The sequence below is a fragment of the Magnetovibrio blakemorei genome (assembly GCF_001746755.1).
GTDB classification, from domain to species: Bacteria; Pseudomonadota; Alphaproteobacteria; order Rhodospirillales; family Magnetovibrionaceae; genus Magnetovibrio; species Magnetovibrio blakemorei.
This window is the reverse complement of sequence record NZ_MCGG01000067.1, coordinates 1-20,287: the sequence shown is the minus strand read 5'-3', so window position 1 is coordinate 20,287 and position 20,287 is coordinate 1. Positions and strand designations below refer to the sequence as shown.

The window sequence follows — 20,287 nt, the reverse complement described above, 5'->3', positions numbered from 1 at the left end:
GTCCTCTTAGCCGGTTGGCTTCCGTCCCAAATAAATTAGGCGGCGTCTTCGGACGAAACGACTTCGCGGCTGTTGTATTGACCGCAAGCTTCGCACACATGGTGCGGGCGCTTCAATTCCCCACAAGACGGGCATTCTTCATAGGCGTTGCTCTTCAAAGCATCATGCGAGCGGCGCATGTTGCGTTTAGAGGTCGAAATTTTATGCTTAGGAACAGCCATTTCACAATCCTTAAAAATACAAACACTCCATCGGAGTGTCCTCAGCACGATCATCTCAACACGACGCTGAGGGGTGCTTACTTAACGAATAAAAGACGCCGGGGCAAGCATTTCCCGGCGTTCACGTAGAGGATTTCGGTGCAACCTTCAACTGAGCGAGAACTTCAAACGGGTTCTTCTTCTCAGTGATCGGCTCGTTTTCAGTCCACGACCCCGACGAATAACCATCGAACGTAGCGCCTTTTACGCGGGGAAAGGGGTCCAATTCAAGTGCCAAATGCTCTATGACCGCCTCGGCGATGTCGATTTTTCCATCAACAAGCTCTTCGGGGGGGTCAAAATCGTCAACCAAACCAACGATTTCTTCCTCTTCCGAGGCCTCTGACAGCATTCCATTTTCTGTGTAAGTCACTTTAAAATCAGAAGAAATATCACTTACGATGGGTTCCAACGTGACGCCGCAGGTCTGGGTCACACGCGCCTGAAACGATGCTTTCACCAAAACATCGCCGCTGGTCATCAATTGCACGGAAACATGCGCCGATACATTTTCCACCTCATCGACTTTGAGGCGTCTGGTCAGGGCGCGAAGTTCATCGGCATTGGCTTTGATGTCTTGGCTGTAGAGCTGCGCGCCCAATTTATCGACCCGCACAATGCGCGACCATTCGGGGACAATGACGTTTTGGTCCTGGGGGGATATTTTAGACATGTTCGCCCTCCTCATCTGCTCGAATCTCGGGTGTCGAAAAAACAAAACGACCGCTGAGAATTTCATCGTCCGTTGCGCCGTCCAGCTCCAACGACAAATCAATGGCCCGCAACGCCAGCGCATGAGCCCCTGAGGTGTCTTCCTGGGCACGATAGACATTGCGCACCAAAGCGTCTGTCAGACGCTTCAGACGCTCATCCTCATCCACCGGGGCCAAAGCGTCGGCATAAGCCTTGACCCGCCCCAAATGCGCACCCGCCATCGGTTTGATGCGATGCTTCATGCCTTCATCGGAAACGCCCAATTCCCGCAAGTTGACGTCCATATCGGCAAACATCACGTCAAACAGCTCTTGCGCCAGACTTTGTATCCGCAGAACGTGTTTGGGGTTCGCCATGCCAATGCGCCGATTGAGCAGAGCCGTGACCAGCGAAATCATGTCGAAACGACCGTCCACCGTGTCCGGCACGCCCATTTGGGTAAAATGGTCTTCCCGTCTGGCGGTGGCGACGGCGGTGGCGTACAGTCGCTCAGCCGCAGGATCAGCACGGTTAAACCCAAGTATTTTCAGCAGAGCCTTCATCGTGTATTCGGCTTTTTTCTATTTCAATGAATTTCGGCGTATACTGAGCCAACAATAAGGCCCCTTCATGACACCCCATACATTGACTCCTGGGTCAGGGGGTGCGATTTTCTGGGCTTAAATCAACTCAGGTCCGCAGCGCTTGTGCTTGCACCCAAAACGCATCTTGTGCGCGCCTAAGCAGCAGACCTTAACTTTTGGGCAGAATGTAGGGCAATGAACACAAATAAAAAAGCCCCCGTTGTAAGACTTTCTATCAACAAGGCGCGTTCGCCTTTGCGCTTGGCCATGTTGGGCACAGTTCTGATCGTTTTGGGCCTGTCGACCGCGTGCGCACCGCGCGTCAATATGCATGGCAACGCCGTGCAACTGGAAGAGATTGCCGCCATTGAGCCCGGCGTATACACCCGCGATCGTGTTCTCGACACGCTGGGCTCACCGTCGAGCACTGACCCGTACGACGATTCGGCATGGTATTACATTTCCGAACGCACCGAAACGACCGCCTTCTTCGCCCCTGAAGTCATTGAACGTCAAGTGGTGGCGATTATCTTCGACGAGCACGGTGTCGTAAAGTCTGTTGATGTTTACGACAAAAACAGCGCCGAGTATGTCAATCCGGTGGAGCGCAAAACCCCCACAGCTGGCAACTCATTGGGTGTGATCGAACAGATGCTGTCCAACCTGGGGCGCTTTAACAAGAAATAAGCCCGCTTCATAATGACCTAAAAAAAAACCCCGAAGGCTGAACCTTCGGGGTTTTTTTGATGGTGAGATCGAACCTTAACCAGCCAAGACGGCCAGCAGCAAGATCGCCACGATGTTGATGATTTTAATCATCGGGTTGATGGCGGGTCCTGCGGTATCCTTGTAAGGATCACCCACCGTATCACCGGTGATGGCGGCATGGTGGGCATCAGAGCCCTTGCCGCCATAGTTGCCGTCTTCAATATATTTTTTCGCGTTGTCCCAAGCACCGCCACCCGACGTCATCGAAATGGCGACGAAGATACCGGTGACAATGGTGCCCATGAGCATCGCGCCCAAGGCGGAGAATGCCGAGGCTTGATCGGCAATGCCCAACACGACGAAGTACATGACCACGGGTGCCAAAACCGGCAGCACCGAAGGAACGATCATTTCTTTGATCGCGGTCTTGGTCAGCATGTCCACACAACGGGCATAGTCAGGCTTTTGCGTGCCTTCCATAATGCCGGGCATTTCCTTGAACTGACGCCGCACTTCGACGACCACCTGGCCACCCGCGCGACCAACCGCCATCATGCCCATGGAACCGAACAAGAACGGCAACATGCCGCCGATGAACAGGCCCACCACCACAAACGGGTTTTGGATGCTGAAGTTGACCGATTGATAGACATCGGGGAAATAGTGCACCAAGTCTTCGGTGTACGCGGCGAACAAAACCAATGCCGCCAAGCCAGCCGATCCAATGGCATAGCCTTTGGTGACAGCCTTGGTGGTGTTGCCGACGGCATCCAGGGTGTCGGTGATTTTACGCACGTCGGAAGGCAGATCCGCCATTTCGGCGATGCCGCCCGCGTTATCGGTCACAGGACCAAATGCGTCCAACGCCACCACAATCCCGGCCAACGCCAGCATGGTGGTTGCTGCAATCGCCAAGCCATAGAGACCGGCAATCATGTAGCTGGCGACGATGCCACCGCAAATGACCAAAACCGGCATGGCTGTCGATTCCATCGACACGGCCAAACCCTGGATCACGTTGGTACCGTGTCCCGTGGTCGAAGCAAACGCCACCGACTTCACCGGACGGTGATCGGTGCCGGTATAGTATTCCGTGATCCACACGATCAGACCCGTAACCACCAAACCGGTCAACGAGGCTTCATAAAGCTGCATGACGGAAATGACTTTGCCGCTGCTCATGGTGAACACGGCGTCAAAGCCGCCCATCATCACCTGCATCAAGCCCGCAATCAAAATGGCGGAAATGACGGCCGAAGCGATAAAGCCCTTATACAAAGCGCCCATCACCGATTGACTTGAACCCAACTTGACGAAGAACGTCGCGATGACCGATGCGATGATGCACGCACCACCAACCGCCAACGGGAACAACATCATCAGGTCTTTATCTGCACCGGCGAAGAACATCGCGCCCAACAACATGGTCGCGACCACGGTCACGGCGTAGGTTTCAAACAAATCCGCTGCCATGCCCGCACAGTCGCCAACGTTGTCGCCAACGTTGTCGGCAATAACGCCAGGGTTGCGGGGATCGTCTTCGGGAATACCAGCTTCGATCTTACCCACCAAATCGGCGCCAACGTCGGCACCCTTGGTAAAGATACCACCGCCCAAACGGGCAAAGATGGAAATCAAAGAAGCGCCAAAGCCCAAAGCCACCAGGGCTTCAAGGATGTGACGCATCCCTTCGGCCGAAGCCGGATCAAACATTTCGCGCAGCACGATGTAGTAACCGGCAACGCCCAAAAGCGCCAGACCGACAACCAACATACCGGTGACAGCGCCGGACTTAAAGGCGATATCCAAACCACCGGCCAGACCTTCGCGGCGCGAAGCTTCTGCCGTGCGGACGTTGGCGCGAACGGAAACGTTCATGCCAATGTAGCCCGCAAGACCGGACAAAACCGCACCGATCACGTAGCCAATGGCCACCGGAATGCCAAGCCGCCAGCCCAGCAAAACACCAATCACGACGCCAACAATGGCAATGGTTCTATACTGACGATTCAAATAAGCCGCCGCACCCTCTTGGATCGCAGCGGCAATTTCTTGCATTTTCTCATTGCCGGCAGGCTTTGCCAGAACCGACCGAATTGCGTATACGCCATACAGCACAGCCAATAGGCCGCAGGCGAGCACTAAATAATATGTCATCGACATTTACGAATTCTCCCACTGGGTTTCCCAGATTTTCCCTGTCTTTTGAGCGTAAGGTGCATTTTTCACAAAACCCAGCCCTACCCCGGACAGCAGGTTGCCAGAACAAACGAATATTAGCAACCTACGGGGTATATTATTCTTTTCTTATGAATGAATTGGTTCGTAACTTGCTCGGAACAGTTCCAAAGACCAGCTCCGGCGCAAGGCCGCAATAATCTGAAAATGCTATAAAAATGAAATGATTATTGGTCGTTGGTGCTGGTCATCGCTTGGATCAAAGCATCGCTCACGACCCCTTTGCCCAACATCCGATCTGAAATCATCAAAATGCGATATTTGACCAACGTGACATCCAGGGTTTTGTTGTTGCGCAAGGTTCTCGGAATATAAAACGAAAAGTCCTTGATCAATGCATCCCCCAGACGACGTTTGGCTTGGGCGATGGTGCGTTCATTGTCAACGTTCAAGGCTTCCAGCTTGTAGTTGATCATGAGCGTGCCTGCGACGGAATTGTCTTGAAAGATCGGAATCTGGATCTGATCCATTTCGATGTAGCGCGGGCGCGATTCAAATAAAGTTTTTGTTTTTGCTTTTTTGGCTTCTTCGGCCTGTTGCGCCGCCAATTCTTCCGCCGTTATTTCAAACGGCCCCATGGACATATATTTCAACAAGCTCACCGTGCCGCCCGCCAACATCAACATAACGGCAAATGCGATAACCAATTTTTTCATATTTTCAAGTCTCTGGTCATATTGTGTTTGTTGTCAGTCCCTTAGAATCGTAGAGTATAACCCTGCACAGGGCATTGAAAAGGCATAATCCTAAAGATGTTGATAGCCCCCCTTAAAGGTGTTGATACCCCCCGGGCCCAAGTTCTAAATCCGCGCCATGGGCATCGAGAACCCGAACGCGCAGTCCAGCAAGGCCGTCGCCACCTGAGTCGGCGGCTTCGATGTGACCGATGACGCTGAGGGGCAATTGCATCGATTCAGCCAGCTCTTCCAGCGCGCCCAGCGCCGATGAGGGGGCGGTGAACACCAATTCATAGTCATCACCGCCCGTAAGCACATCCTTCAACCGCTCAGCAGACGTCTCGACGACGGCATTGGCGGCATCTGAGAGCAAAACTTGTTCCGCTTCGACAATGGCGGCAACGCCGGAGGCCGAGCAAATGTGGTTTAAGTCAGCGACCAAGCCATCCGACACGTCCACACACGCTGTGGCGAGGCCAAGATCGGCTAAGACTTGGGCAAAATCCCAGCGCGGCTCTGGGCGCGCATAGCGCCCGGCCAAATGGGCGGCATGTTGGGGGCTTAAACCTTCTAATTCCCCGCGCAACATGGCCAACCCCAAAGCCCCATCCCCAATGGTTCCGGTGGCAAACACCAAGTCGCCGACATGAGCCCCGGACCGTTTCAAGGCTTGCCCCGTTTTGACAAATCCAAGGGCCGTCAGGGTGAACGCCAGCGGCCCTGGTGTGGATACGGTGTCGCCACCCAAAAGCTGCGCCCCCGAAGGGGCCAACGCGGCCTTCAGACCCGCTGCAAACGCTTCGATCCATGACTCGGAGGTATCCGGGGTGAATTGTGCGGCCAAAAACACAGCCTTTGGCATGGCCCCCATGGCCGCCAAATCCGACAGGTTCACACCTACCAGCTTATACGCCACGTCTTCGGCGCTGAGGCTGGGCAAGAAGTGTACCCCCTCAACAATGGCATCGGTGGTGACCACCAATTGATGGGTGGGAGGCACGCTCAGAACCGCAGCATCATCAGCCAAGCCCAAAGCTTCATCCACGTCCTTAACCAAAGGACGAAAGTATTTGGATATAATATCGAATTCTCGGGCCGTATTGTGATCAGCCATTGGCCGTCTCCGTCCCCAACGGTGGTGAATTAAGTCAATTTTCCATCGCGCAGCACGTGGGCCAGCTTGTCCAGAACACCGTTCACCATTTTCGGTTCGCCTTCACTGAAAAAGGCGTTGGCGACATCCATGTATTCATTGATAACGACCTTGGCCGGAATCTCGGTGCGGGTCATCAACTCAAAAATTCCACAGCGCAAAATGGCGCGCAACAGCACTTCTAGGCGCTCAACCGTCCATTTGTCACCAAGCGCGCCTTGCAGACACTCGTCGATTTCGCCTTGGCGAGCGACGACGCCGCGCACCAATTCGATGAGAAAGGATTTGTCGGGGTCGTTGAATTCGGCTTCGCCCACTTCATCGCCGTCCTCATCTTCGATGGGAACGGTCCAGCGCTTTTCGATAAAGGTCCGCAACACCGGATCGATGGCCCCTTCAACCATATCAAGCTCGTACAAAGACTGCACCGCCGCCATGCGGGCGGCAGAACGGCCTTTGGCGTCAAATTTTAGGGGTTTTGAAGGCGCGCCGTCCGTGTCGGCCATCAAATTCGACCCTGCATCAGGCTGTCGCGCACACCGATCATGCGCAAGCACGCTTCGGCAGCATCGCCGCCTTTGTTTTTTTGATCAACGCCTGCGCGCACCAGAGCCTGGGCTTCGTTTTCGACCGTCAAAATGCCATTGCCGATGGCCACGCCTTCCAAGGTCAGGTTCATCAAAGCACGGCAGCTTTCACCCGCAACGTAATCATAATGGCTGGTTTCGCCGCGAATGACGCAACCCAGCGCGATGTAGCCGCTGTAGTGGCGGGACGCGATGGGATGATTTTCTTGGGCCAGCTCACTGAAAGCAATGACACCGGGAATTTCAAATGCGCCGGGAACGGTGATGTGATCAAAACTCACGCCAGCCTCTTCCAACTTGGCGACGGCCCCCGCCACCAACTGCTCGGTGATGTGGTGGTAAAACGGGGCCTCGATAATGAGAACTTGAGTAACCATCAAAAAAATTCCTTTTGTCTGCTCAAAGGAGACGTCATTCAGGGATCGGCTTTTGCCCGGCAACCGTGAGACCGTAACCCTCAAGACCAATTATGGTGTGCTGGGTATTGGACAGCAAGATCATTTCCTTAACGCCCAGGTCCAGCAAGATCTGTGCGCCGACGCCATAATTGCGCAATTCCGCACTGACGCCACCGGCATCGCCGGGTTCTGATTCAGAGACCACCAATTTGCGCTCAGATAAGGCATTGAGACGGGGGTTGCGGATCACCACAACGGCGCCCCGGCCCTCCTCGGCAATGGTTTTCAGAGACCGCTGCAAAATCCCCGCTTTACCCGCCCCATTGTCGCCCAGCGCATCGGTGAGGATGTCCATGGCATGCATACGCACCAAAACCGGCCCCCCGGTCGTGACATCGCCGCAGCTCAGCGACAGATGTTCGGTACCGTCCAAGCCGCTGCGATAGATGCTCAGCTCAAACTCACCGCCATACAGCGAGGTAAAGGGCTGGGTGAGGACTTTTTCCACCACGTGGTCGTTTTTCAAACGATAGGCAATCAGATCGGCAATGCTGGCGATCTTCAATTTGTGCTTTTCGGCGTACGGGATCAAATCATCCAAGCGCGCCATGGTGCCGTCGTCGTTCATGATTTCACAAATCACGCCCGACGGATTGAGCCCCGCCAAGCGCGAGATATCGACCGCCGCTTCGGTGTGGCCTGCGCGCACCAAAACGCCGCCGTCGCGCGCTTCCAAAGGAAACACGTGGCCGGGCGTGGTGATGTCTTCCTTGCCCCGGTTGCCGCCGATGGCGACCGCCACGGTGTGGGCGCGATCCGATGCCGAAATGCCTGTGGTGACCCCTTCACGGGCCTCAATCGACACCGTGAACGCCGTCGAATGCCGCGACACGTTAGACTGAGACATGTGCGGCAGGTCCAGATACTCAACGCGTTCGCGCGTCAACGTCAGGCAAATCAGGCCGCGCCCGTGGGTGGCCATGAAGTTGATCGCTTCCGGGGTCGCCATCTGCGCCGGAATCACCAAATCGCCTTCGTTTTCGCGCCCCTCGTCATCCACCAGAATGAACATGCGGCCATTGCGCGCGTCTTCGATGATGTCTTCAATAGGGGAAAGTTTATTTGTATATGGCACGTTTGAGATCCTACCCGCGTTATTTTTAAGTGTTATTCTTGTCCCAGAAGTCGCGCAACATACCGCGCCAGCATATCGATTTCCAGGTTCACCTTATCGCCAACGCCAAGAGCACCAATGGTGGTCACCTCTTGGGTGTGGGGAATGACGTTAATACCGAACGTCGCACCGTCCACTTCGTTCACCGTCAACGACACACCATCAATGGTGATGGAGCCTTTGGGGGCCAAATATTTGGCCAATGTGTCGGGGGCTTGAAAGCTAAACCGCACGCTGTCGCCATCAGCGACGCGCGCCGTCACTTCGCCCACGCCGTCCACATGACCCGACACCATATGACCGCCCAACTCATCGCCCAAGCGCATGGCGCGTTCCAAATTCATGGCTGTACCGACATGCCATGACCCGAGCGTGGTTTTGGACAGGCTTTCGCCGGACACTTCGATGGCGTACCACGTGTCGCCCTTGTCCACCACCGTCATGCACGCCCCGGCGTGGGCTATGGACCCGCCGATAGCGATGTCGTTGACATCAAAGTGGGTGCTGATTTCAAAGCGACGCCCTTCGCTTGTGCCCGATGTGGTGCCAGCGCCGGTTTTGGTCACGGCACGTACGGTGCCCATGTCGGTGACGATGCCTGTGAACACGGCTTAGGTTCCCAATTCATAAAGTTCCAAGTGATCCGGCCCTGCGTTTAGCACAGCACGTGGGACCAATGCCAGTTTTTCCACATCAAAATCGTTAAATGCGGGCACACCTTGGTTTCCCAAGACCCGCTCAGCCCGGAACCACGCGATATCATCCACCAAACCGGCCTGCAAAAAGGCCCCCGCAAGCCCCGGTCCGGTTTCAATCAATACCCGGTTGAGACCGCGTTCGGCCAATTCCCCAGCCACCCAGGTCAAATCCAAACGATCCGAAAGCGCGTTGGGGGCTTGGATGACGACCACTCCTTGGTCTTGCAACGCCATTCTGCGGGCCGGATTGGCGTCAGCGGAACACACCACCCACAACGGGGCCTGATCAAGCGTTTGCAGCAGTTTGGCATGGGCCGGAATGTCCAGCCGGGTGTCCAAAAGCACCCGCACCGGGCTTTGCTCTTCCAGGCCTTTCAAACGACAGGTGTAGGTGGGATCGTCATCCAACACCGTGCCGATGCCAAACAGCACCGCATCATGGTTGGCGCGCAGCAAATGACCGCGATTCCGCGCTTGCGGCGACGTGATCCACTTGGCGTCGCCAACGGCACCCCGGGGCGGAATACGCCCGTCCCGACTGGTGGCCAATTTCAAGGTAAACTGCGGGCGGTCTTCGGATATGCGTTTGAAAAAGCCTAAATTGGTGCGGTAAGCCTCCGCGCGCAGAACGTTGTTTAAGACTTCGATGCCCGCATTTTTGAGGATTTCCAGCCCCTTGCCCGCCACCCGCGCGTCCGGATCGCCGACGGCACTCACCACCCGGGCGACTTTGGCCGCCACCAGCGCCTCGGCGCACGGCGGCGTTTTGCCATAGTGGGCACAAGGCTCCAAGGTGACGTAGGCTGTGGCGCCTTGGGCGACGTCTCCGGCCTCGGCCAACGCCACCGCTTCGGCATGCGGACGACCGCCCGGCTGGGTCCAGCCGCGACCAACGACTTTTCCGTCTTTGACCAAAATGCAGCCCACCGCAGGATTGGGGGCGGTGTTGCCCAGCCCCCGACGCGCCAAGCTCAACGCGGCGCGCATATGGTCTTCATCGCGGAGCTTAATCGCGCTCACCTAAGTTCCCAATAAACTCATTGAAGTCTTTGATTTCATGAAAATCTTTATAAACAGAAGCAAAGCGCACATAGGCTACCTTGTCCACTTCCATCAGCCGTTCCATGATCAATTCGCCGATGGCCTTGGACGGAATTTCTGTTTCCCCAGAGGTTTCCAGGCGGCGCTGGATGCCGTTGACGATGCGTTCAATCTGGTCTTCGGTGGTGGGCCGCTTGCGCAGGGCAATTTCCATGGACCGTTTGACCTTTTCACGATCAAACGCAACTTTCTGACCGTCCGTTTTGACCACGGTGAGTTCGCGCAAATGAACCCTCTCGAAGGTCGTGAAACGCGATCCACACGCCGGGCAGTAGCGCCGACGACGGATGGTGGCGTTGTCCTCACTGGGACGAGAGTCTTTCACCTGGGTGTCGCTGTGACTGCAAAACGGACAACGCATGGTCCTGCCTTTCTTTGTTCTAGCTTACGACCAGATTAGCCATAAATGGGGAAACGTGTGCACAAGGCCAGGACTTTGGCGCGAACGGCGGCTTCAACTGCGCCGTTGCCGTCTTCACCATTTACAGCCAGTCCATCCAACACTTCACACGCCATTTCGCCAATGTGTTTGAACTCTGCCACACCAAAACCACGGGTGGTGCCAGCCGGGGTGCCAAAGCGCACGCCAGAGGTCACCATGGGCTTTTCGGTATCAAACGGAATGCCGTTTTTGTTGCACGTGATGCCCGCACGGTCCAATGCATGTTCCGCAGCGTTGCCCTTCACGCCTTTGGGACGCAAGTCGACCAACATCAGGTGGGTGTCGGTGCCGCCGGTGGAAATGGCGTAGCCGCCGTTGACCATGGTCTGAGCCAGAACCTGGGCGTTTTCAACCACCCGCTTGCCGTAGCTTTTAAAGCTTGGGCGCAGAACTTCGCCAAAGGCCACCGCCTTGGCCGCGATGACGTGCATCAGCGGGCCACCCTGGAGACCGGGGAAGATGGCCGAGTTGATCTTTTTCGCGATCGCTTCGTCGTTGGTCAAGATCATGCCACCACGCGGACCGCGCAGCGTTTTGTGGGTGGTGGTGGTGGTGATGTCCGCGATGCTCACCGGGCTGGGGTGCACGCCTGCGGCGACCAAACCGGCGAAGTGCGCCATGTCGACCATCAAATAGGCCCCCACTTCGTCGGCAATGGCCCGGAACCGGGCAAAATCGATGTGACGGGGATAGGCAGAACCACCCGCGATGATCAGTTTCGGTTTGTGTTCACGGGCCAAGGTTTCAACTTCGTCGAAATTGATCCGCAGATCGCTTTCGTTGACGCCGTATTGAACCGCGTTGAACCACTTGCCTGATTGCGCCGGGGGCGCACCGTGGGTCAAGTGACCGCCTGCCGCCAAGCTCATGCCCAAAATGGTGTCACCGGGCTGCAACAGGGCCATAAACACGCCTCCGTTGGCTTGGGCGCCGGAATGGGGCTGAACGTTGGCAAAGGCGCAACCGAAAATCTCTTTGGCGCGGTCTATGGCCAGTTGTTCAGACACGTCCACATATTCACAACCGCCATAATAGCGCCGTCCGGGATAGCCTTCGGCGTATTTGTTGGTCAAAACGCTGCCTTGCGCTTCCAAAACCGCCTTGGAAACGATGTTTTCCGACGCGATCAGTTCAACCTGATTTTGCTGGCGACCCAATTCGTCATCAATAGAGGCTTTCAGTACCGGATCGGTTTCGCTGAGCGATTTGGAAAAAAACTGAGCAAGTTCATCGTTGGGATAGCTGGTCATGAGTGCAGCACTTTGTCCTAGAGGCTAAAAAAGAGAAACGACTATTTTGGATTGCCGAGCAACCCGACACGGCGCACATGACGTTCACCGCCATCGAAATCCGTGTTGAGGAACGTATCAACGCATTCTTCTGCCAAATCGGGGCCGATCATCCGCCCGCCCAAACACAACACGTTGGCGTTGTTGTGTTCCCGCGCCAGACGCGCACAGGTGACGTCGGTGACCAGGGCGGCGCGGATTTCGGGAAAACGGTTGGCGGCGATGGAAATGCCAATGCCGCTGCCACACATCAAAATGCCCTTAGCCGCCTTGCCGTCTTTGATGGCGTGGGCCATGGCGTAGCCGTATTCGGGATAATCCACAGAATCGGTGCTGGGAACACCAAGATCCAAGACCTTCAGGCCTTTACCTTGCAGATAAGCGACCAAATGCTGTTTCAAGGCAAAAGCGCCGTGGTCGCAAGCGATTGCGATGGTGTCATTCGACATGAGTGTCTCGTCCATATCCAGATTTCAACGGTACCCTGGGGAAGGTCCAAGCGAGCGCTTAGTTACCATATATCGTCCCCCTCTGCCAAGCGGGCACAAGTGCTCGGGCCGGTAAAAGGCCGAGGTCGAGGCAAGTTTTTTAGGCAGGAACTGCTTAGTGGCTGCTTTTTTTGGCCATATCTCGGGCCGTATCGCGGAAATCAACCACCTCAGCACCGTTCATGATGCGAAAGTTGTGCGCCCGGTCCGGCGTCTCGAACACATCGTAAAACAGCTCTTGATCGATTTCATTGTTCGCCTTGAAGGTCAAAACCTTGGGCTTGATGTCATATATTTCAGAGCGGTTGATGAATTCCCTGGCCGCGATGATGATTTCGTCGCCCGGTTGGCAGGTGCGCGCAGCGGAACCGTTGAGCACACAGCAGCGTGATCCCGCGTCGCCCAAAATCACATAGGTTTGAATCCGCGCGCCGGAATTTTTGTTCCAGATATCGACGAATTCCATGGGTAAAATGCCGACCCGTTCACACAGTTCCGGGTCCAAGGTGATGGACCCTTGATAGTTCAGGTTGGCATCGGTGACCCGAATACCGTGGAGTTTGGCGCGCACAATCTCGATCATGAGGTCAGGTCTTCACTGTTTAAAGGATGCATGACTATAAGCTTAGCGGCTGGAAAAGGCAAAGTGGCTGTGCAGTGCAGCATAAAAGATCGTTTATGATGACGGTGCGGCGGCCTTTACGCCGTTGCGTCGGCCACCACCACCTGGTTCCGGCCACTTTCCTTGGCGGTGTAAAGCGCCTTATCGGCCCGCTCGATCAAGTCGGCCTCACTCATCACATCATCGGGAACCAAGCACACCAAGCCGATGCTGAGGGTCACGCGATCAGAGGTTTCACTGCCTTTATGACGTTCATTGAGCGCAAACACAGCGGTACGGATGGATTCAGCGACGCGCAACGCCCCCGCGGCATCAATGCCCGGCAAAATAACCGCGAACTCTTCACCGCCATAGCGTGCCGCCAAATCGCTTGGCCGCTTGACCTCGGCGGCAATCGCCTTCGCCACAAGTTTCAGGCATCGATCACCCTTTTGATGGCCGTAGAGGTCATTATAAAGCTTAAAGTGGTCAATATCGCCCAACAACAACGCCAACGGAGCCCGTTCACGTTTGGCATGCAGCAAATCGGCTTCCAAGGCCATATCGAACGAACGGCGGTTGGCTATGCCCGTCAAACCGTCCTTGTGGGCCAAGCTTTGCAAGGCATTTTCCGCCTGCTTTTGCTCCGTCATATCGCGCAGCGTTTCGACCACGGCGATCAACTCACCCGTATCATTGTAAATAGGCCCGGAATTGATGGCGAGATAGAGGCGTTTGGCGGCTTTGGGCATCACACACCAATTTTCCGCCCGTAATCCCTGATGGGAATCCCCCGGTGCAGAATAAGACGTGTACAACCCCTCCATCTCATCGGCACGGCCATGAACCAAAATATCGGCCAAACAAGCCCGGGGTTTGTCGTAAAACGCGCACCAATGATTTTTTGTGTGTAACACCTCTTCGGCGCTGACCCCCGTTAGACGTTCGCAGGCTTTGTTCCAAATGATCACGTCGCCATTGGAATTCAGGACGAACGTCGGCACGACCAAATGTTCCATCAACCTCACGGCAAACAAATGGTCATCTTGAATGTCTGGCAGCGTTGCCATGACTCCAACCATTATTGTGTCCTCCCGACACGCAAACCTACCCCCCAGCAGATTCGTACCTACCCAAATATCACAGATAGGGTACTGATGAATAGCGCTAACACCAAAACGACACCTAATAAGAAGATTTTATGACCTTAAGTCACGGTCTTTTTGCGCCTGCACGGCCTTTTTGTTCATGACGTACAGTAATTTTCGCATGGCCAAGCGCTTGATGATGGTTTGGCTGTGGCGCGGATCGGCAATCATCACCACTTCGGTGCCAGACTTGGGGTCGATGGCAGTGACGCGCATGATGTTGCCGTGGCGTTGAAATTCAAACAACACCTCACCCAACACCGTCTCTTGAGAGCCACCAAAGCGTTTCATTGCCATAACCAATCAATACGCCCTATTTGGGCTTGTGAAAAGATTTCTGTTGGCAATTTGGGCCGTGCCGATATGGTATGTGCAAATTGACATGATGGGGGCACCCAAGCATTCTTTGCCCCTTGGCCATCACAATGGCAAGACAACACAATGAAGGGGATTCTTTTGAGCAATTTTCTGGCCGGTCTCGGTGAATTTCCCCATGTGCGGATGCGGCGCAACCGCGCGCAGAGTTGGTCTCGTCGGATGGTGTGCGAAAACACCCTCACCACCAACGATTTAATCTGGCCCCTGTTTATCATTGACGGCCAAGGGCAACGGGAATCGGTGACGTCCATGCCGGGTGTCGAACGCCTGTCCATCGATCTCATCGTCAAGGCTGCCGGCGAAGCCAAAGCCTTAGGGATTCCGGCCATTGCGGTGTTTCCCAGCACCGACCCGGCCTTAAAAACCCCCGATGCCAAAGAAGGCCTTAATGCCAACAATTTGGTGTGTCGCGCGGTGCGCGCCATCAAAGAGGCTCACGGCGACGATTTGGGCGTGATTTGCGACGTCGCCTTGGACCCCTACAATTCGGACGGTCATGACGGACTGGTTCACGACGGGAAAATTTTGAACGACGAAACGCTGGAACTGCTGTGTCAACAAGCCGTTGTCCAGGCGCGTGCCGGGTGCGATATCGTCGCGCCCTCAGATATGATGGACGGTCGCATCAAAGCTATTCGCCAAGCCCTTGATGCAGAAGGTTTTCAACGGGTTCAGATCCTGTCCTATGCGGCCAAATATGCGTCCAGCTTTTATGGCCCCTTTCGCGATGCGGTGGGCTCTGGCGGAGTATTAAAGGGCGACAAAAAGACCTATCAGATGGACCCGGCCAATTCAGACGAAGCTTTGCGCGAAGTGGCCCTCGACGTCTCAGAGGGCGCCGACATGTTGATGGTCAAACCGGGTATGCCCTATCTCGATATTTTGCGGCGCATCAAAGACACCTTCGCCATGCCGACATTCGCCTATCAGGTCAGCGGCGAATACGCCATGATCCAGGCTGCGGCGGGGAACGGCTGGTTGAATGGCGAGGCCGCGATGATGGAAAGCCTGATGGCGTTTAAACGCGCCGGAGCCGACGGCGTGCTCACCTATTATGCGCCCTTGGCGGCAAGGCTTTTGAACGAAGGCTAAAAATTCAGCCCCCACGCACAAACGGCGCTTCTGATGAAGCGCCGTTTTGCATTTAGACATCAAGTCCGCGGGATTAAAAAATCCGCGATTTAAATTCCAGCAAGCGTTCAACATCCAAGACCACCATCAAGGAGCCTTCCAAACGGTACACACCGCTGGCGAATTCACGCCACAAGGGGTCCAACGTGCTGGGATTGCCTTCATAACTTTGCTTGTTGATGCTGATGACATCGCCGACGCTGTCCACCAACAAGGTGTAAAGTTCGTTTTGATGCTCGACGGTGACGCCCATCATGTGTTGGCGCATTTTGCGTTTTACAGCTTCTACGGCATCGTGCGACATGCCCTCATCGCCTTCATTGTCGGCGTCGTGGTCTGCATGGGGAATGGCGGCGTGAACCTCACGGCGTTCCAAACCCAAACGCACCCGCACGTCAACAACGGTGACAATGCGTCCACGCAAGTTGATCGAACCGCGGACTTCTGGCGGCGCCAAGGGAACCGATGCGATGTTTTCCGGCACCAAAATGTCTTGCACGATCAGGACTGGAATACCAAAAAGCTGGCCCGCGATATTGAACGTAACAAATTCAGACAAGTCCGCTCCACCGATCACATCAAGTTCAGCCGTGCTGGTTGCCACGAGTTCTTGGCCCGCCATTGAATCATTACTCCCTTTGGGTATCCCGCAATTGGGGGAACACATAAACTTTATAACCAATATGAAGCTGTTACAGCCTCAAACGCACTCTAAATTCATCATTTCGAGAGCACTATTTAAGCAGTGTAACCGATTGCTCCAGCAGCGGCAATCACCGTTGACCATCAAAAGTATGGTTTACAAAACCACACTTTGTGGCAGTTGTTTGATGCCTCAGGTGCTGTACACTCCGCATCGCACACACGCCCCACGCCGAGAAGACTGGTCACTCACCATGAACGTTACGTTTGCCGACATCCAAGCCGCCCATGCTTTGATCAAAGACCGTGTGCTGCGCACGCCCTGCTTCCCGGCCGCCCGACTGTCGGAACTCACCGGGGCGAATGTCGTGCTGAAGCTTGAAAACCTTCAACACACCGGTGCCTTTAAGGTTCGCGGCGCCTTGGTGAAACTTTTGTCCTTAACGGCCGAGGAGCGTACTGCTGGCGTCATCGCCGCGTCGGCAGGCAACCATGCACAAGGGGTCGGTTATTTCGCCCGCCAACTGGACATTCCCGCCACCATCGTGATGCCCAAAAACACCCCCTTCACCAAAATTGCCCGCACCGAGGCCCTTGGCGCCAAGGTGGTTTTGCATGGCGAAGGCTTTATCCAGGCCCGCGATTACGCCCTGGAGCTGTCGGCCCGCGATGGTTACATTTTTGTCCACCCCTATGACGACCCCCTGGTGATTGCCGGACAAGGTTGCATTGGCTTGGAAATGATGGAAGACCAGCCGCAACTCGATTGCATCATTGCGGCCATCGGGGGTGGCGGCTTGATTTCCGGCATCGCCATTGCCGCCAAACATATAAAGCCGTCCGTGGAGGTTTTTGGCGTTCAAGCCGACACGTTCCCATCCATGTATGACGCGTACCACAATCTCACGACAGATGCTTTGTACGGCCAAACCATCGCCGACGGCATCGCGGTCAAGACCCCGGCGGCCAACACCCAGGCCATCATTGAAAAGATGGTTGATGACGTCTTTTTGGTCAGTGAACTTGAGATCGAAAAGGCGCTTCAGGCGTACCTGGAACTCAAACGCATCGTCGTCGAGGGGGCGGGCGCAGCGCCTTTGGCGGCTTTGATTCACAACAAAAACCGCTTCAAAGACCGCAATGTCGGTTTGGTTGTGTCGGGCGGCAATATTGATTCACGCATGCTGTCCACCATTCTCATGCGTGGGCTGGCTCGCGAAGGTCGCTTGGTCAGCTTGCGCATTAAAATTATGGATATGCCCGGCGTGCTGTCGGAAGTCTCTAAAGTGATCGGCAACTCCGGGGCAAACATCATCGAAGTGCACCATCAACGGCTCTTTTCCGATATTCCGCTCAAGCAAACCGAAATGGACGTCGCCGTTGAGACGCTGGACCGAAAGCATGTTGAAGATCTGGTGAAGGTGTTGTGCAAGGCCGGGTTTGAGACCCGCGTGCTGAGCGCCACCTCGGAATAACGCCCCGAGTTTCTTCGATCAGTCCTCGAACTCATCCCAATCGCGGCGACCGCGCAACTTGGCTTGGGCACGCTGCTCGTACAAGGCTTTGCGCTGTTCGGCATGGGACAATTTGTCCATATGCGACGCAACGGACGACTTTCTTTTGCGCGCTTTGGCAATATGCTGTTCCGCGCGAAGATGAAGGTGATCCATGCCCTTGGTATGGCCTCCCCAAACGGTCATGATAAAGTCTCTGCCTGTTGTTGTTTAGGTTAACTCTTAGCCAAGCATATCACAAAAGGTGTGTCAAAAATATTTCCTGAAATCGACGCCAAGACACCTATTGCACTTCAAAGTTTTGAGCTTTGCGCGTGAAAAACAAACACGTCTCACGCCCATCATTCACTTGGACCTGCCCATCATAGGGAATATCGGGGGCCCAAAACGAATTGCTGATCAAGATTGCCCCCGGTTTGAGGTCGCGCGCGGCCTGGTTCAACAAACGCGTCATGGGGGCCGGGGACAAAAACGCATAGACGAAGTCAAAGGTGCTCAAATCCACGTCCCAAAGACTTTTATACTCAATCTTGACGTTGGGCCGACTCCATAACCTGATGCGGCTGAGCACATAGGGCCCCGGTGCATTTTCAACGCCGACAAAGTCCCAATCCGGATGGGCGCGTGACAAATACGCCAGCATCCCCCCCACCCCACAGCCCAAGTCGACAAAACGACGTTTTTGCCCGTGCGGGGCGCCTTCCACTTCGGCTTCTTCGCTAAGCAGATGCGAAAGCGCCACCCAGGTGGTTCGATTGGTCAAATACAAAGGCACCCGTTCGGTGGAAACGTTGCTGTAGACCAAGAACAAAAGCAAAAAGGCCACCAGATAGAGCCATGAGGGCATGTTGACAAACAAACTGCCCCACGCCAACACGGGCAAGACCAATTGCGCCACCAGCCACCACCCTTTGAGCCCAAAGGATCGGCTGAACACAGCAGCGCTCAGGCTTTGGGCGACAATGAAACCCCACAGCGGCGGGCGCAAACCCGGCCATAGGGCATCAACGCCTAAACCGATTGCCAGAATGAAGATGAAAGCGACCAGTTGGGCCGCCAAAACGCGGGGCAAGGGGCCGAAAGCATGCGGAAAAAGGGCATAAATCGAACGACGGGAAGAGCGCCTACCGTCTTCGTTCTTGCCCCCCTCAATCACATTAGACCTCGCCGTTCAACTTCCGATAAGCGCCGCGATAATAAATCAACGGTCCGACGTCCACATTGGTCTCCAGATGCGTCACACGGCCGATGAGGATGACATGATCGCCACCGGGATATTGTGTTTCCACTTCGCATTCGACCACAGAGGCGGCATTGGGGACGATGGGGGTCGTGCTTTGCCCATCTTTGAGCATACCTTCGCCCGCCAGACCTTGCCCCGGTAGTGCAAAGTGGTTGGAAATGCCCAGCTGCGTTTCACCCAACATCGAGATGCTGAACTTTCCGGCATTGATAATCGCTTGTGCACGGGGCGATTCTTCGCCGAGACACACCAAAACCAGCGGCGGATCCAACGAAACGGACGAAAACGAATTCACCGTCATGCCAATCGCTTCACCATAAGCATTGCGCGCGCACACCACACACACACCAGTCGCAAAAGTGCCCATGGCATCCCGAAAATCACGCTGACTAAAGGGGTTAAGGTTTGTTTTCAAAATAGGGGAAGTCACGATGGTTCTGTTGCTCCGGTGCGCGATTGAAATGGGAAAGAAAGTTGGCAACCTTCACAAATATGGTGCCTCTACTTAATGTAGGGAATGATTTTCGTAATCAAAAAGCATAATTGCCTTTCGTGAAACAATCATTAAGGTACATTGGCGTGGTTTATGGGCATTGATGTGCGTTGTCCACAAGAACCACAACAATTGCGCAGCTAATAGATTACTAATCCCACCAATTTCCGAAATTAGCTTGATCTTATGTACCCCCAGACGATAACCTCTGCTCGGCGCGCAGACAAACCAATAGATCCCTTGAGGCATGTCAATTAAATGAAGTTTATAATCGGATTTGTGGTTGTTATCGCCAGCGTGATTGGTGGCTACGTGTTGGCCGAAGGCCACCTGGAAGTGCTGTGGCAACCCCTTGAATTCCTGATCATCTTTGGCGCAGGCATTGGGGCGTTCATCATTTCGAACCCCGGCTCGGTCATCAAAGGCGTGTTGGGCAAGCTGGGGACCTTGATCAAAGGCGCCAAGTACAATCAAGCCAGTTATCTGGAACTGCTTAGCGTTCAATACGTGCTTTTTAAGCTGGCCAAGAGCAAGGGTGATTTGGCGCTGGAAGGGCATATCGAAAATCCGCACGAAAGTTCGATATTCAACCAATATCCTGGATTTGCCAGCGATCATCATGCGTTGGAATTCATGTGCGATTATTT

At 54.8% G+C, this 20,287-nt stretch carries 25 protein-coding genes; 4 read left to right on the top strand and 21 right to left on the bottom strand.

What is annotated here, in order from left to right; all coding sequences use genetic code 11:
- Window positions 1–35 precede the first annotated feature (35 nt).
- The 3 genes from rpmF to BEN30_RS14935 all read right to left on the bottom strand — a co-directional run bounded on the left by rpmF (window position 36) and on the right by BEN30_RS14935 (window position 1,516).
- Entirely contained in the window at window positions 36–221 is a 186-nt protein-coding gene (rpmF, locus tag BEN30_RS14945; protein WP_069959121.1) for a 50S ribosomal protein L32, read from the bottom strand.
- A 121-nt stretch (window positions 222–342) separates the two neighbouring features.
- A complete protein-coding gene (locus tag BEN30_RS14940; protein ID WP_069959120.1) occupies window positions 343–933 on the bottom strand; it encodes a YceD family protein in 591 nt (196 codons plus the stop codon).
- Window positions 926–1,516, bottom strand: a complete 591-nt coding sequence (locus tag BEN30_RS14935) for a ubiquinol-cytochrome C chaperone family protein (protein ID WP_069959119.1) — start codon at window positions 1,514–1,516, stop codon at window positions 926–928. The genes BEN30_RS14940 and BEN30_RS14935 overlap by 8 nt, the downstream gene beginning before the upstream one ends.
- Before the next feature lie 216 nt (window positions 1,517–1,732).
- Here BEN30_RS14935 and BEN30_RS14930 point away from each other — a divergent pair, with 216 nt between their 5' ends.
- Window positions 1,733–2,224 (top strand): outer membrane protein assembly factor BamE, encoded by a 492-nt coding sequence (locus BEN30_RS14930; protein WP_084005623.1) that lies wholly within the window; start codon window positions 1,733–1,735, stop codon window positions 2,222–2,224.
- Between the two features lie 75 nt (window positions 2,225–2,299).
- On the opposite strand, the gene BEN30_RS14925 is transcribed toward BEN30_RS14930, so the two are convergent.
- The 14 genes from BEN30_RS14925 to BEN30_RS14860 all read right to left on the bottom strand — a co-directional run bounded on the left by BEN30_RS14925 (window position 2,300) and on the right by BEN30_RS14860 (window position 14,536).
- On the bottom strand, window positions 2,300–4,408 hold the full coding sequence (locus BEN30_RS14925) for a sodium-translocating pyrophosphatase (protein ID WP_069959118.1): 2,109 nt from the start codon (window positions 4,406–4,408) through the stop codon (window positions 2,300–2,302).
- A 242-nt stretch (window positions 4,409–4,650) separates the two neighbouring features.
- Complete coding sequence (locus BEN30_RS14920; RefSeq protein ID WP_069959117.1) at window positions 4,651–5,139, bottom strand: hypothetical protein; 489 nt, start codon at window positions 5,137–5,139, stop codon at window positions 4,651–4,653.
- 112 nt (window positions 5,140–5,251) lie between these two features.
- Complete coding sequence (gene thiL, locus BEN30_RS14915) at window positions 5,252–6,274, bottom strand: thiamine-phosphate kinase (RefSeq protein ID WP_069959116.1); 1,023 nt, start codon at window positions 6,272–6,274, stop codon at window positions 5,252–5,254.
- Between the two features lie 29 nt (window positions 6,275–6,303).
- The gene (gene nusB, locus BEN30_RS14910) at window positions 6,304–6,819 is read right to left on the bottom strand and encodes a transcription antitermination factor NusB (RefSeq protein ID WP_069959115.1); all 516 of its coding nucleotides are present in this window, start codon (window positions 6,817–6,819) and stop codon (window positions 6,304–6,306) included.
- The gene (gene ribH, locus BEN30_RS14905) at window positions 6,819–7,277 is read right to left on the bottom strand and encodes a 6,7-dimethyl-8-ribityllumazine synthase (protein WP_069959114.1); all 459 of its coding nucleotides are present in this window, start codon (window positions 7,275–7,277) and stop codon (window positions 6,819–6,821) included. Before ribH ends, nusB begins: the two co-directional genes overlap by 1 nt.
- A gap of 34 nt (window positions 7,278–7,311) precedes the next feature.
- The gene (gene ribB / locus BEN30_RS14900) at window positions 7,312–8,433 is read right to left on the bottom strand and encodes a 3,4-dihydroxy-2-butanone-4-phosphate synthase (protein ID WP_069959113.1); all 1,122 of its coding nucleotides are present in this window, start codon (window positions 8,431–8,433) and stop codon (window positions 7,312–7,314) included.
- Window positions 8,434–8,465: 32 nt separating this feature from the next.
- Window positions 8,466–9,080, bottom strand: a complete 615-nt coding sequence (locus tag BEN30_RS14895) for a riboflavin synthase (protein WP_069959112.1) — start codon at window positions 9,078–9,080, stop codon at window positions 8,466–8,468.
- Window positions 9,081–9,083: 3 nt separating this feature from the next.
- Window positions 9,084–10,190, bottom strand: a complete 1,107-nt coding sequence (gene ribD, locus BEN30_RS14890; protein WP_245649066.1) for a bifunctional diaminohydroxyphosphoribosylaminopyrimidine deaminase/5-amino-6-(5-phosphoribosylamino)uracil reductase RibD — start codon at window positions 10,188–10,190, stop codon at window positions 9,084–9,086.
- Entirely contained in the window at window positions 10,177–10,632 is a 456-nt protein-coding gene (gene nrdR / locus BEN30_RS14885) for a transcriptional regulator NrdR (protein ID WP_069959111.1), read from the bottom strand. Before nrdR ends, ribD begins: the two co-directional genes overlap by 14 nt.
- Before the next feature lie 35 nt (window positions 10,633–10,667).
- Entirely contained in the window at window positions 10,668–11,963 is a 1,296-nt protein-coding gene (gene glyA, locus BEN30_RS14880) for a serine hydroxymethyltransferase (RefSeq protein ID WP_069959110.1), read from the bottom strand.
- Window positions 11,964–12,004: 41 nt separating this feature from the next.
- Entirely contained in the window at window positions 12,005–12,451 is a 447-nt protein-coding gene (gene rpiB, locus BEN30_RS14875) for a ribose 5-phosphate isomerase B (RefSeq protein WP_069959109.1), read from the bottom strand.
- Window positions 12,452–12,605: 154 nt separating this feature from the next.
- Window positions 12,606–13,073 carry an aspartate 1-decarboxylase gene (gene panD, locus BEN30_RS14870; RefSeq protein ID WP_069959108.1) on the bottom strand — a complete coding sequence of 156 codons (468 nt, stop codon included), beginning with the start codon at window positions 13,071–13,073 and terminating at the stop codon, window positions 12,606–12,608.
- Window positions 13,074–13,189: 116 nt separating this feature from the next.
- Complete coding sequence (locus BEN30_RS14865) at window positions 13,190–14,161, bottom strand: sensor domain-containing diguanylate cyclase (RefSeq protein WP_069959107.1); 972 nt, start codon at window positions 14,159–14,161, stop codon at window positions 13,190–13,192.
- A gap of 129 nt (window positions 14,162–14,290) precedes the next feature.
- Window positions 14,291–14,536 carry a DUF6898 family protein gene (locus BEN30_RS14860; protein ID WP_084005622.1) on the bottom strand — a complete coding sequence of 82 codons (246 nt, stop codon included), beginning with the start codon at window positions 14,534–14,536 and terminating at the stop codon, window positions 14,291–14,293.
- Window positions 14,537–14,695: 159 nt separating this feature from the next.
- On the opposite strand from BEN30_RS14860, the gene hemB reads away from it, so the two are divergent.
- Window positions 14,696–15,709, top strand: a complete 1,014-nt coding sequence (gene hemB / locus BEN30_RS14855; protein ID WP_069959187.1) for a porphobilinogen synthase — start codon at window positions 14,696–14,698, stop codon at window positions 15,707–15,709.
- 73 nt (window positions 15,710–15,782) lie between these two features.
- On the opposite strand, the gene BEN30_RS14850 is transcribed toward hemB, so the two are convergent.
- On the bottom strand, window positions 15,783–16,370 hold the full coding sequence (locus tag BEN30_RS14850; protein ID WP_069959106.1) for a chemotaxis protein CheW: 588 nt from the start codon (window positions 16,368–16,370) through the stop codon (window positions 15,783–15,785).
- Window positions 16,371–16,644: 274 nt separating this feature from the next.
- On the opposite strand from BEN30_RS14850, the gene BEN30_RS14845 reads away from it, so the two are divergent.
- The gene (locus tag BEN30_RS14845; protein ID WP_069959186.1) at window positions 16,645–17,865 is read left to right on the top strand and encodes a threonine ammonia-lyase; all 1,221 of its coding nucleotides are present in this window, start codon (window positions 16,645–16,647) and stop codon (window positions 17,863–17,865) included.
- An 18-nt stretch (window positions 17,866–17,883) separates the two neighbouring features.
- Here the strand turns inward: BEN30_RS14845 and BEN30_RS14840 are convergent, their stop codons facing one another.
- From BEN30_RS14840 to BEN30_RS14830, 3 genes are all read right to left on the bottom strand, one after another.
- Window positions 17,884–18,090 (bottom strand): hypothetical protein, encoded by a 207-nt coding sequence (locus BEN30_RS14840; protein ID WP_069959105.1) that lies wholly within the window; start codon window positions 18,088–18,090, stop codon window positions 17,884–17,886.
- Window positions 18,091–18,187: 97 nt separating this feature from the next.
- On the bottom strand, window positions 18,188–18,976 hold the full coding sequence (locus BEN30_RS14835) for a class I SAM-dependent methyltransferase (RefSeq protein ID WP_139135062.1): 789 nt from the start codon (window positions 18,974–18,976) through the stop codon (window positions 18,188–18,190).
- An 85-nt stretch (window positions 18,977–19,061) separates the two neighbouring features.
- Window positions 19,062–19,514: a flavin reductase family protein gene (locus BEN30_RS14830; protein WP_069959104.1), complete on the bottom strand. Its 453-nt coding sequence runs from the start codon at window positions 19,512–19,514 to the stop codon at window positions 19,062–19,064.
- A 384-nt stretch (window positions 19,515–19,898) separates the two neighbouring features.
- Between BEN30_RS14830 and BEN30_RS14825 the strand changes: the two genes are divergently transcribed.
- Window positions 19,899–20,287 (top strand): motility-associated protein (locus BEN30_RS14825; RefSeq protein WP_322091076.1); only part of this gene is annotated, 389 nt, incomplete at its 3' end.

Excerpts from the sequence above, each read along its gene's own strand:
- rpmF (WP_069959121.1), bottom strand. The coding sequence starts at position 221 with ATGGCTGTTCCTAAGCATAAAATTTCGACCTCTAAACGCAACATGCGC.
- BEN30_RS14940 (WP_069959120.1), bottom strand. The coding sequence starts at position 933 with ATGTCTAAAATATCCCCCCAGGACCAAAACGTCATTGTCCCCGAATGG.
- BEN30_RS14935 (WP_069959119.1), bottom strand. The coding sequence starts at position 1,516 with ATGAAGGCTCTGCTGAAAATACTTGGGTTTAACCGTGCTGATCCTGCG.
- BEN30_RS14930 (WP_084005623.1), top strand. The coding sequence starts at position 1,733 with ATGAACACAAATAAAAAAGCCCCCGTTGTAAGACTTTCTATCAACAAG.
- BEN30_RS14925 (WP_069959118.1), bottom strand. The coding sequence starts at position 4,408 with ATGTCGATGACATATTATTTAGTGCTCGCCTGCGGCCTATTGGCTGTG.
- BEN30_RS14920 (WP_069959117.1), bottom strand. The coding sequence starts at position 5,139 with ATGAAAAAATTGGTTATCGCATTTGCCGTTATGTTGATGTTGGCGGGC.
- thiL (WP_069959116.1), bottom strand. The coding sequence starts at position 6,274 with ATGGCTGATCACAATACGGCCCGAGAATTCGATATTATATCCAAATAC.
- nusB (WP_069959115.1), bottom strand. The coding sequence starts at position 6,819 with ATGGCCGACACGGACGGCGCGCCTTCAAAACCCCTAAAATTTGACGCC.
- ribH (WP_069959114.1), bottom strand. The coding sequence starts at position 7,277 with ATGGTTACTCAAGTTCTCATTATCGAGGCCCCGTTTTACCACCACATC.
- nrdR (WP_069959111.1), bottom strand. The coding sequence starts at position 10,632 with ATGCGTTGTCCGTTTTGCAGTCACAGCGACACCCAGGTGAAAGACTCT.
- glyA (WP_069959110.1), bottom strand. The coding sequence starts at position 11,963 with ATGACCAGCTATCCCAACGATGAACTTGCTCAGTTTTTTTCCAAATCG.
- rpiB (WP_069959109.1), bottom strand. The coding sequence starts at position 12,451 with ATGTCGAATGACACCATCGCAATCGCTTGCGACCACGGCGCTTTTGCC.
- panD (WP_069959108.1), bottom strand. The coding sequence starts at position 13,073 with ATGATCGAGATTGTGCGCGCCAAACTCCACGGTATTCGGGTCACCGAT.
- BEN30_RS14865 (WP_069959107.1), bottom strand. The coding sequence starts at position 14,161 with ATGGCAACGCTGCCAGACATTCAAGATGACCATTTGTTTGCCGTGAGG.
- BEN30_RS14860 (WP_084005622.1), bottom strand. The coding sequence starts at position 14,536 with ATGGCAATGAAACGCTTTGGTGGCTCTCAAGAGACGGTGTTGGGTGAG.
- BEN30_RS14850 (WP_069959106.1), bottom strand. The coding sequence starts at position 16,370 with ATGGCGGGCCAAGAACTCGTGGCAACCAGCACGGCTGAACTTGATGTG.
- BEN30_RS14845 (WP_069959186.1), top strand. The coding sequence starts at position 16,645 with ATGAACGTTACGTTTGCCGACATCCAAGCCGCCCATGCTTTGATCAAA.
- BEN30_RS14840 (WP_069959105.1), bottom strand. The coding sequence starts at position 18,090 with ATGACCGTTTGGGGAGGCCATACCAAGGGCATGGATCACCTTCATCTT.
- BEN30_RS14830 (WP_069959104.1), bottom strand. The coding sequence starts at position 19,514 with ATGGGCACTTTTGCGACTGGTGTGTGTGTGGTGTGCGCGCGCAATGCT.